Source organism: Gracilibacillus alcaliphilus (assembly GCF_016909015.1).
GTDB lineage: Bacteria > Bacillota > Bacilli > Bacillales > Amphibacillaceae > Gracilibacillus > Gracilibacillus alcaliphilus.
Window position 1 is genome coordinate 1 of the sequence record NZ_JAFBFA010000063.1, and the last position, 10071, is coordinate 10071.

The following is a 10071-nucleotide window of genomic DNA, read 5'->3' on the forward strand; positions in this document are numbered from 1 at the left end:
GAAAATGACCGTTGTTTGCCTGGATTAAGCTTTATTTCCAGTGATTTTATGGAAATTGGGTCATTTTCACTCTTGAAATTCCGAGAGTCTATTAATGATTGCTAGGAATATTTCTTCTAATGTAGGTTGTTTTTCAACATATTCAACTTTTGCAGGTGGGAGTAATTTTTTCAATCCCTCTAGTGTATTTAAAGCAATGATTTTTCCTTCATGGAGAATAGCGATTTTACCTGCAAGCTGTTCCGCTTCCTCTAAATATTGAGTCGTTAAGAATACTGTCGTTCCTGCAACTGATAACTCTTTTATAATCTTCCAAACCTCTAAACGCGCTTCTGGATCAAGACCTGTTGTTGGCTCATCTAGGAAAATAATCTTTGGATTTCCCACAAGACTCATCGCGATATCAATTCTTCTTTTCATACCGCCAGAGTAAGTACCCACTCTGCGATCTGCAGCCTCTGACATGTTAAAACGATTAATTAACTCATCTGTTACTTGATTCGGATTTTTAAGATGTCTAAGCTTTGCATTCATTTGAAGATTTTCACGTCCAGTCAATATTTCGTCAATAGCAACGAACTGACCAGTAAGACTGATAGAACCTCTAACGTCCCCTGGATTTTTTTCAACGTCATAACCATTGATCATAACATTTCCAGAATCGGCTTTAAGTAAAGTAGCCATGATTCTAATCAATGTTGTTTTTCCTGCTCCATTAGAACCTAGTAATGCAAAGATATCTCCATCCTCTACATCCAAATCTACTCCTCTGAGGACTTCTACATCTTTGTAGGCCTTCTTTACCCCTTTAATTCGTATGATATTTTTTTTCATTCTCTTTTCCTCCTCTATAAATAAAGAGCCGACAACTGTGATTTCACTCACGGTCATCGGCTCTGCGTCTTAGCGTCTGGCTCTTTAATAACTGATATTTGCAGTTGTCTTACATTGATAATTGTTTCCTGTTTACACTTGGGACAAAATAACGGAAAGTTTTCAAGTACCGTATCAACACCAATCTTGACCCGTGTTTTGTTGCTACATACCGGGCATAAAATCCATTCGTATTTACACACTCTACCATCCCCATATTTACTGATTTTGTTGACCACTATCACCTTTATTTTCTTTTATCCGTAACTTTTTTCATGGCCTTGTTAACTTCTTGGTTAGCAAATTTTTGATAGATGTCAGCGTAAGTTTCGGAATCTTTGATTAGATCATCGCAGAAAGCTGCTACGTCACTTCCCGTCACTTCCAGTACATCTTTTTCTGTGGCTACTCCCTCTTCAAAAAGATCGATTATACCCGAGAGTAGATCCGTCCCGTCTGTTAGCTCAACAGGGCCGACCTTAAATAGGTACTTTTGAATCTCTTTATATACAACCTGATAATCTTGTGGGAGAGCTTTGACACGCGCCATGTGCGCTCTCCACTCTTTTTTGCCTTCGATAATATCTTTTATTCTCATTATTATCCTCCTATTTGCCTAATTTTTTTGCAATATTATTGTTGAGTTGCTTGCGCCACTTGTCTCTAAAAGACTTTGCCCCTTCTTCGCCGACAAGCGCCGAACAGAAGCCTTCGATGTCATCATCTAAAACATCCTGGACACTTTGCCCCTCCGTAGCCGATTCTTCGAGCAGGCCAAGTACACCGTCAAGAATTGGCATGAGGTTTCGACCAGTGAAATCTGAGTGCTGCCAAAGATTGGAGTTAATTCTTTCCCAAGCTGCTTGGTAATCAGTAGGCAGCTTTTGGGCTCGATATTCAAAACTTTTCATTTCTTTCGTCATATCACTACCTGTGATTTTTTTCCAAAAATTCATTGTTTTCTCTCCTTTAACTCGTTCATTTTCGATGCAACAAATCCCCATTTATCCCAGAACATCCGCAACTCCTCATGCCCCGCTTCGTTGAGTTTGAAAAACTTCCGCTGTGGTCCCTTTTCAGATGGCTTTTTCGTAATCTCCACCAAATTATTTTTTTCAAGACGTACCAAAATGGTATAAACAGTTCCATCCACAACTTCTGTAAAACCAAGGTCTTTTAGCTGCCTCGTGATTTCGTAGCCATAGGTTTCCTTGCGACTTATAATTTCAAGGACACAACCCTCAAGCACGCCTTTAAGCATTTCCGTTAGGTTTACCAGAGCAATCACCCCTATCTATTCTGTATGACTGGTATTAAGTATTACTTATTACTACTATATAGTATCACGTAGTAGTGGTTGTGTCAACATAGATATTTTTTTACGTTTATTTTCACCTATGAAATTAAAGCATACTTAAATAAGGACAATCACCTTATACATAGAAGCTAACCCCAAAAGTTTTCCTCGTTCAATAAAACAAATTAGCAATACAAAAAACTTAACGCAAATATCATTGTTCTGCGCAAAAGTTAGATCCTCTAAATAAAAACTCCCCCAAACTAATCAGTCTGAGGGAACATAAAACAAACATCAATATTTACATTAAAACTTTCAAAACCTTTGATATAGCTTATTTCTTCTCTATCGACGTAAACATTCACCTTTGTTTTGATAGGATGGTGATATTGAAACGCAAATAGTTGTTTTTTCAGAAACAGCATCCTTAATACTGTATTCATAAGGCATTTAAGCGATTCTTCTGAACAGTTTGTGTCAAATACGAAGAAAAGACGATCACTTAATAAACGTAATCGTCCCAGAAATTCTTAAACAGTATATTTGTACTGTCAATTTAACCAAATATCCTTTTAGAAGCTAAGTTAACATGGGAAGAATTTAAGCAAAAAGCTGGATCTACGTCAATATTTAGGACACATTTAAGTTAGTTTTTTGATAGTGCTTTGAAGTTCATTTCTATCTATATGTGATGGCTTGACATGGAGCCTCTGTGTGCGTGGTGATTTGCGAAAGACGAAAGGTTAGTAAATAGACCTTTCGCAAGGTGAAAGCCTACCACGCCCACCTCTCCAGGTAAAGCCGTGCTCTATTGTTACATGGTGCAATTACGCTGCTTGTTGAAGCGCTAGGTCTTCCATCTCTTGTAGGGTTAGATAACCGATACTGCCGTGTATTCTTTTGCGGTTATACCAGCCTTCGATATATTTAAATAACTCTACTCTCGCAGCGTTAAAATCTAAGTATTGGACGTGATTTACTTCTTCTTTCTTTAATATCGCATGAAAAGATTCAATACAAGCATTGTCATAGGGACTTCCCTTGTGACTGAAGGAATGTGTCATTTTGCAGCTTTGAACCTTTTCTACAAAGGCATCACTTGTATATTGTGAACCCAAATCGGAATGGAATAGAACGCCATCATTAGGTTTCTGTGAGACATAAGCATTTTCTAAAGCCTGTTCTACCAACTCAGTCGTCATTGAACGTCCAAATGAATACCCAATAATCTTTCTTGAATGCAAGTCTAAAACAGATGCAAGGTAACACCAACCATCACGAAGCGTGTGAATATACGTGATATCGCCAACCCACTTTTGGTTGATCGTTGTTGTAGAAAAGTCTCTATTCATAATATTTTCTCGTTCTTCCACCTTTTCTTTACTAGGTGTCGGACGGAACTTTTTAACGATGATGGATCGGATGCCAGCTTCTTTCATCAAGCGTTGAACTCGTTTTAAGCTGATCTTGTGACCTTGTTTTTCAAGGATTTCATGTATCTTAGGTGCTCCATATCGCTTCTTACTTTCTTCATGAATCCGGATAATCTTTTCTGTGAATTCACGGTTCCCACGATCACGATTCGACTCTGCCTTATTCAAAGATTGGTAGTAGGTACTTTTAGGTATACCAAGGGTTTCGCACATTGTACGAACGGTATAATCATCTTTATGTTCTGTAATAAATTCAGTTAGTTCTGAGTCACTTACTTTCGAGCGAATATGGCCATAGCCTTTTTTAAGATTTCAAGCTCCTGCTTCAAGCGAAGGTTCTCTTTTTGAATAGCATCCACATCTTTTGGAGTAATCTCCTTGCCATCAGTCCCTTCAATTGGAGTTAAATCTTTAATCCATTTATAGATAGTCACATCAGATACGCCATACTCGTTGCTTAAATCTTTTACAGAACTTCCAGATTGATAAAGATCAACAATCATCTTTTTAAAATCGTCATTATACCGTTTGCCGTTATATCTTGTACTCATCGGACACATCCTCCTTGAAATTCATTGTATAAAATTTAACTTAGATGTGTCCATGAAACTATACTAGCATCAAGCAATGGGATAGTGTTAAAAACAATTCTTCCACTTCTTCACTTTTTATTTTCTGTTTTTTAAAATTAAATTTCCTCAAATACTCGTTTAAGAATCATGAGTTCTTTCAAAGAAAAAAACAATTTCCCCAACAAGAGATTCATCCGGTTGTATAAGACTTATTCCTGTTCGTTCGAAATTTGTATTTATTAGGTTAATATCATTATCTAAGCTAAGCTCTGTTTTTAGTTTTAATTTAATATTTTCTACTGCATCATTGTCTATTTCGGCAAGGCTTATGGTATTATGAACAGTTTTTCCATCATCAAGAGGTGCATTTGATACAAGTCCTAAAATGGTATCATCCAGCTCTACAAGATCTTTAGTGAATTTTAAACGATACAAATTCCCCAGAATTGAACCACCAGATCTGTTTGGATTGGTTATTTTTTTTACTTTATAAGTATCGTTATTATTCTGAGTTTTCACTTGGTAAAATTCTAGACTATTTGCTTTATGAATTTCGATATCATAACTATAGTCGAAAACCATTGTACAGTCCTGCTTTTGGTTGTAAAGGTCCAGCATTTTCTTCAGACCCCAAAGCATCTCATTTCGAAATCTATTTTTGGACCTAGTTCCAGCTAAATCAAACACTTTCATAATGTAACTCCAAAATAATTCAATCTAATCCTTACAACATATCCCTTCAGCCTCTATGTGAGCAGATTTGCTTATTTTAGTTTGTAAATATTTCTCATTATATTCGGAAACATCCCCCAAAATGGTTTTTTTCCACTTTAAATTATAGAATGGTTACAAAACGCATAAAAACCTGTATCTTAATTACATAGTAATTATTGATACAGGTTTTATATCTGCTTATCCAAGCATTTTTCCCATCATATAATGGTACCAATCGGAAGAAATTTCGAACATGAATCATTGTTTTTTTCATTAAAAGAGAGTCAGAAGCACCCATATCAATTATTTATTATAATTTTAATGCTATTTTCAGAAGGATCTTCAACTGTAATTTCTTGATTGTCCTCACTAAATTTGAACCCTAGCCGATCTAGATTCTCTTTTGCGCGTTCATACTCTTCTGACGTAAAATGGAGAGTAAAATACTTTAAGCCTAATGCATTTTTCGGAGGTGCAGGTAAACCTTTCCCAGACCAAATGTTCATTCCTATATGATGGTGGTATGCATCTTTGGATACAAAAAGCATATGAGTATCCTTCGCCACAATATCAAGTCCAAGTGCTTCTACATAAAATGTTTCCGACTCCTCTATATCTGATACCTGTAAATGCATGTGACCTATTCTTGTTCCGCTAGGTAAGCCATCCCATGTATCTTCGTTTATTTCAGCGAATAAATTCTCTACGTCTAATGGCGCAATATCTCCGACATACCCACCCTTACCGTCTCTTTCCCACTGATCAGATTCTCTATCGACATATATTTCTATGCCATTATTATCAGGATCCGCTAAGTAAACCGCTTCGCTATATTGATGATCTGAAGCACCCTGTATTGGGTAACCAGATTCTGCCAAATGCATTAAGGATAGAGCTAAATCTTGTCTAGTAGGAACGGCAATAGCGAAATGGTATAGACCGGTTGATCTATTTGGTCGTTCAACATATGATTTCACTTCTTTTAATAAAAGCTGTGGTACTATTCCATTTGTTGTAAGTTTTGCTTTTTTTTCATTTACTTCTAGCACTTGAAACCCAATTATCTCCTGATAGAAAGTTAAAGATCGGTCTAAGTTAGAGACTTGCAGCTCCACATATCCAATTCTAGATTCCATGATTTCTGAATAAGTTTTCATAGTCATTTCTTCGATGTGTCCTTCCTTATTTAGAAATAAAAAAAGTACCACTACAATAGTAACAATGATAATTATCGACATAATCCACATATTTTTCATCTTTTGTCCCCGATAGGTCAGACCTCTTTTAACGATAACATTATTTGTTTCTTGTTTTTGATATATAATAATCTAAAGAAAAAAGCTTACTTCCGTTTAATAAGAAATACACAGATATGGCCAGTAACGCAAGATCATACGCATAACCTCCAATAAACCCTGTAGCTAATTGCACTGTCATAATTGCCCCTAATAGCACTAATACAAAAAGTCCTCCTACAATACGTGTAGCCAAACCAAGGAGCATCGCAATCCCACCAATCAACTCGATACCTGCTACTATATAAGCCAAGAATCCAGGTAATCCAATACTATCGAACCACCCAACACTATTTTCAATCCCATCTTGAAATTTCTGTGCACCATGTCCGATAAAAATAACTGCTAAAACTACTCGAAGTATAAGAGCACCGATATCTTGTTTATTTTTCATTATAATTCCTCCTATAGAAGTATTTATTTAACCAATATCTTGCTTTCACAACAAATATTTTTCCTTCTACCTCTTACCTGCCTTCTAAAAGGTTTATTCAGCCATCTTCATTCTAGACAGGAAGTAAACAGCAACTCCAATAAGAAAAAAATATTCATATTAGAATACAAGTGTGCAAATAGTAAAAACTTTCGCCGTGTTTTCTCACAAGAATATTAGTTTCGTACATAATAACAACAGACTTGTAGACTGTCAATATTTTTGCTACTATTAGATTAGCATAAGTTTCCTAAAAGAAAACATATAGAGGTGAATAGGTTGGATATAGGAACCAAAATTCGTTCAATTAGAAATAGAAAAAAAATAACAATCGCACAAATGTGTGAAGGCACCGGATTATCAAAAGGCTTTATAAGTAACGTCGAAAACAACAATACGTCACCCTCCATTAACACATTAAATACGATAGCAGAATTTCTGAAGGTCCCACTACCATACTTACTATTAGAAAAAAAACAGCACATGCGTGTTGTTCGAAAAGATGCTAGAAGAATGTCATCATTAAAAAATATAAACATTGAGCATATAACCACAAAAGGTCCACTACGAATGATGATCACTGAATCTCCACCTGGATTTGCAATCGGAGAAGATGAACCCCATGCCCACGAAGGGGAGGAAGTCCATTTAGTACTAGAAGGAAAAGTACTTGCTGAACAAGGAGAAGACTCCATTATTGCAGAAGAAGGCGATTCTTTTAGCTGGAATGCAAGCGTTCCACATATGGTAAAAAACGTTGGAGACACAAAAGCTGTCATTCTAATCGCGATTTATTCAGATACAAGATTAGATGAGCTAATTTAAAAAGCATGGTTGCTTGACAAATACAAAAGGTGGACAGGCTAGCAAAGATCTTGCTAACCTGTCCACCTTTGTAATCGCCTATTTTGGCTCCTCATTATACACTTATTCTAGATTTCTTAATTATCCACTTGGACACTTACCCCATTATGCTTATTACAATTTCTTTTCACAACAGCATAAGCAATATAGATAACTAGGACCACTCCATACGTAATTGATGCGACAAGATATATGGTTTGATAAGATGTGACTGTGGCAACTAAACCGAGGATAAATGAGCCACCGCCAATTCCTAAGTCAAAGAAATTGAAGAAAGATGCCATCGCATTCTCATGTTCATGTTCCTCTACTAAATTAATGCACCATGTTTGAATGGCTGGGAAGATTGCCCCAAATCCAAATCCATAAAAGATAGCTGCAATTAGAAACATGGTGTCACTGACTGCTACATACAGGATAACCAATCCTATAATGGACAAAATCGAGCTTGGAATTAAAATGATTGATGGTCCGTACTTATCAAATAACTTTCCTGATATGAGACGAATAATAAAACTTGCTGCCGCAATCAATAAGAAAAACAGTCCTACTTGAGTAAACTCCTTCTCTATTGCATATAAAGAAAGGAAAGACATAATACCTCCTGCCGCAATTCCGATTAATAAAATTAGTAGTGCAGGGAATAAAACCCTTTTTTCAAATAATTTGAATTTACCACTCACTTGTTTATCTAACTCTTTTCCTTTTGGTGCTCTTTTTATAAAAATGGCCATAATCACAGCAAGGAAAAGAACGGCCATACCTCCAAAGAATAATCGTTGAAAGTCATATAATTCTAGTGTCATAATCCCAATCATTGGGCCTACAGAGATAGCTATTGTTTCTCCCACACCAAAATAACCAATTCCCTCTCCCCGACGATCTTTAGGAACAATTTCAGCAGCAAGTGTGGCAAAGTAAGTGGTTGCTAAACCGAATCCAGCTCCATGGATCAAACGAATAATTAATAAGGTTGTTATGTTGCTAGAGAGATAATAGGCACCCGTAGATAGAGCAATAATAAGAATACCTAAAATCAAAAGAAGTTTTTTATCAATCTTTGTTGTAAGCATTCCTGCAAATGGGCGAATTAAAATGGCTGATAACATAAAAATCCCTGTTACTAAACCAACGCTACTTGCTTCTCCTCCCAAACTCGTAACAAATAAGGGAAGGGTCGGTAATAGCATTTCAAAAATCATAAAAACTAATGCATTGGAAATCACTACGAAAATGAACGAAAGTGACCAAATCTTATTATTTATAATAGACATTTTTTCTCTTTCTCCTTTATTGAAATGTTTTTTCGAAAAACTACATATGAAAAATCCTTTTCCAACAACAAAACAAATAATAAACCTTCCCGTTAGGGGAAGGTCAATAGGTAACTTGAATTTGTATTTCTGTCAGGTAATCTTCTTTGCTTCTTGAAATGTAATGGTCAATAATCGTTCTTTCAATGGCATCCCCTATTATGTGAAGATCATTTTTCTGAATATAATCTAGCAGGATTTGATAATACTGAAATGAGTTATTATGATCTCCCCTGTAATAAATGCTAGCATACGTCCCTTTTGGAAAGGTTGTTACTAACGGGCCTTCAAGATCTTCTTCCTCAATTATGATGAAAATAGAATTATATTTATTAAATTTTTGTTTTTTTAGAGCATCTACATCTACTGTCAGTCCGACACCACCAATAAAAATGGTGGAATTCAAATTTACCGAATTCTCTAATTGTCTCAATAACAGCTCCATCTCAGGTTCTGATTGAATTTTCTCCTCCAATCTCACAATTTTCCTCTCTTTTATTTCTTTTATTTTCACTACTTCTAATTCGACTATTTCTTGAGCTAATGTAATTTCATTAATACGATTTTGAAATCTAAGGTTAACTCGTTCTAATTCCTTTATTTTTTGCTCTGTAAATTTTTTTTGTTTCTCTAATAATTCCAAAAAACCATCAATATCCCTATGGTCTAGATGACCCTTGATTTCCTTCAAAGAAAAACCTAATTTCTTTAAATACTGAATCGTATTTAGTTGTTCAAACTGTTCCGTTGAATAGTATCTATATCCATTATTTGCATCAATTTGAATGGGCTCTAGTAATCCAATCTCATCATAATATCTCAGTGTTTTCATAGTCATATTATGAAGTTTTGCCATTTCTCCTATTGTGAACAGATCTTTCATTACATTATCTTTCCTCTCTGTTTTTTATAACACTATCATACCCATTTTGTATTCTAAAGTCAGGTAAGAAACAAAAGAAAAGACATTAACATCGTAATTTCATATTGAAATCACATTTGCTAATGTCTTTCCTATGATTAATTTAGATATTTCTTCTGAAACATCGAAAGTTACTTTCGCCAACAACAGTAAATTTCTCGTTAATGTGTTTAGGATTTTCTATTTCATCTAACACCGCAATTGCGTAATCTGCATAGCTAATATAGCTCTCCCCCTCTGAATTAACGAGAAGATGATCTTTGATTACGGCCAAGTTTTTTTACCACCAGTGACATCTTATTTACCACTGATTGCTAAGGAATTTACCACACAACGCCAATGCAATTACCAATTC

At 35.5% G+C, this 10071-nt stretch carries 12 protein-coding genes; 1 reads left to right on the top strand and 11 read right to left on the bottom strand.

The window, feature by feature from the left end:
- Positions 1 to 66 precede the first annotated feature (66 nt).
- The 9 genes from JOD18_RS23655 to JOD18_RS23695 form a co-directional block, all read right to left on the bottom strand.
- Positions 67 to 834, bottom strand: coding sequence for an ABC transporter ATP-binding protein (locus JOD18_RS23655; protein ID WP_204671898.1), 768 nt, complete (start codon positions 832 to 834; stop codon positions 67 to 69).
- A 53-nt stretch (positions 835 to 887) separates the two neighbouring features.
- Entirely contained in the window at positions 888 to 1118 is a 231-nt protein-coding gene (locus tag JOD18_RS23660) for a cysteine-rich KTR domain-containing protein (RefSeq protein ID WP_460578361.1), read from the bottom strand.
- Between the two features lie 2 nt (positions 1119 to 1120).
- Positions 1121 to 1471 (bottom strand): DUF1048 domain-containing protein, encoded by a 351-nt coding sequence (locus JOD18_RS23665; protein WP_204671900.1) that lies wholly within the window; start codon positions 1469 to 1471, stop codon positions 1121 to 1123.
- A gap of 10 nt (positions 1472 to 1481) precedes the next feature.
- Positions 1482 to 1829 (bottom strand): DUF1048 domain-containing protein, encoded by a 348-nt coding sequence (locus tag JOD18_RS23670; RefSeq protein ID WP_204671901.1) that lies wholly within the window; start codon positions 1827 to 1829, stop codon positions 1482 to 1484.
- Positions 1826 to 2134, bottom strand: coding sequence for a PadR family transcriptional regulator (locus JOD18_RS23675; RefSeq protein ID WP_275583097.1), 309 nt, complete (start codon positions 2132 to 2134; stop codon positions 1826 to 1828). Before JOD18_RS23675 ends, JOD18_RS23670 begins: the two co-directional genes overlap by 4 nt.
- Positions 2135 to 2997: 863 nt before the next feature.
- Positions 2998 to 4154 (bottom strand): IS3 family transposase gene (locus tag JOD18_RS23680; RefSeq protein ID WP_204671902.1). Its coding sequence is split into 2 segments (ribosomal slippage): positions 2998 to 3914 and positions 3914 to 4154, totalling 1158 coding nucleotides; the frame shifts between segments, so codons are not numbered across the junction.
- Between the two features lie 159 nt (positions 4155 to 4313).
- Positions 4314 to 4868: a dsDNA nuclease domain-containing protein gene (locus tag JOD18_RS23685; RefSeq protein ID WP_204671903.1), complete on the bottom strand. Its 555-nt coding sequence runs from the start codon at positions 4866 to 4868 to the stop codon at positions 4314 to 4316.
- A gap of 320 nt (positions 4869 to 5188) precedes the next feature.
- Entirely contained in the window at positions 5189 to 6145 is a 957-nt protein-coding gene (locus tag JOD18_RS23690; protein WP_239588335.1) for a VOC family protein, read from the bottom strand.
- Positions 6146 to 6185: 40 nt separating this feature from the next.
- Positions 6186 to 6578, bottom strand: coding sequence for a DoxX family protein (locus tag JOD18_RS23695; protein ID WP_204671904.1), 393 nt, complete (start codon positions 6576 to 6578; stop codon positions 6186 to 6188).
- Between the two features lie 318 nt (positions 6579 to 6896).
- Between JOD18_RS23695 and JOD18_RS23700 the strand changes: the two genes are divergently transcribed.
- Positions 6897 to 7442: a helix-turn-helix domain-containing protein gene (locus JOD18_RS23700; protein ID WP_204671906.1), complete on the top strand. Its 546-nt coding sequence runs from the start codon at positions 6897 to 6899 to the stop codon at positions 7440 to 7442.
- A 116-nt stretch (positions 7443 to 7558) separates the two neighbouring features.
- On the opposite strand, the gene JOD18_RS23705 is transcribed toward JOD18_RS23700, so the two are convergent.
- Together JOD18_RS23705 and JOD18_RS23710 are read right to left on the bottom strand one after the other, a co-directional pair.
- Complete coding sequence (locus JOD18_RS23705) at positions 7559 to 8755, bottom strand: MFS transporter (protein ID WP_204671907.1); 1197 nt, start codon at positions 8753 to 8755, stop codon at positions 7559 to 7561.
- Positions 8756 to 8858: 103 nt separating this feature from the next.
- Positions 8859 to 9677, bottom strand: coding sequence for a MerR family transcriptional regulator (locus JOD18_RS23710; RefSeq protein WP_204671908.1), 819 nt, complete (start codon positions 9675 to 9677; stop codon positions 8859 to 8861).
- Positions 9678 to 10071: the final 394 nt, after the last annotated feature.

Bases quoted from the DNA above. Each gene is read 5' to 3' on its own strand.
- JOD18_RS23655 (WP_204671898.1), bottom strand. From the start codon at position 834: ATGAAAAAAAATATCATACGAATTAAAGGGGTAAAGAAGGCCTACAAA.
- JOD18_RS23695 (WP_204671904.1), bottom strand. From the start codon at position 6,578: ATGAAAAATAAACAAGATATCGGTGCTCTTATACTTCGAGTAGTTTTA.
- JOD18_RS23675 (WP_275583097.1), bottom strand. From the start codon at position 2,134: ATGCTTAAAGGCGTGCTTGAGGGTTGTGTCCTTGAAATTATAAGTCGC.
- JOD18_RS23705 (WP_204671907.1), bottom strand. From the start codon at position 8,755: ATGTCTATTATAAATAATAAGATTTGGTCACTTTCGTTCATTTTCGTA.
- JOD18_RS23670 (WP_204671901.1), bottom strand. From the start codon at position 1,829: ATGAATTTTTGGAAAAAAATCACAGGTAGTGATATGACGAAAGAAATG.
- JOD18_RS23710 (WP_204671908.1), bottom strand. From the start codon at position 9,677: ATGAAAGATCTGTTCACAATAGGAGAAATGGCAAAACTTCATAATATG.
- JOD18_RS23665 (WP_204671900.1), bottom strand. From the start codon at position 1,471: ATGAGAATAAAAGATATTATCGAAGGCAAAAAAGAGTGGAGAGCGCAC.
- JOD18_RS23685 (WP_204671903.1), bottom strand. From the start codon at position 4,868: ATGAAAGTGTTTGATTTAGCTGGAACTAGGTCCAAAAATAGATTTCGA.
- JOD18_RS23690 (WP_239588335.1), bottom strand. From the start codon at position 6,145: ATGAAAAATATGTGGATTATGTCGATAATTATCATTGTTACTATTGTA.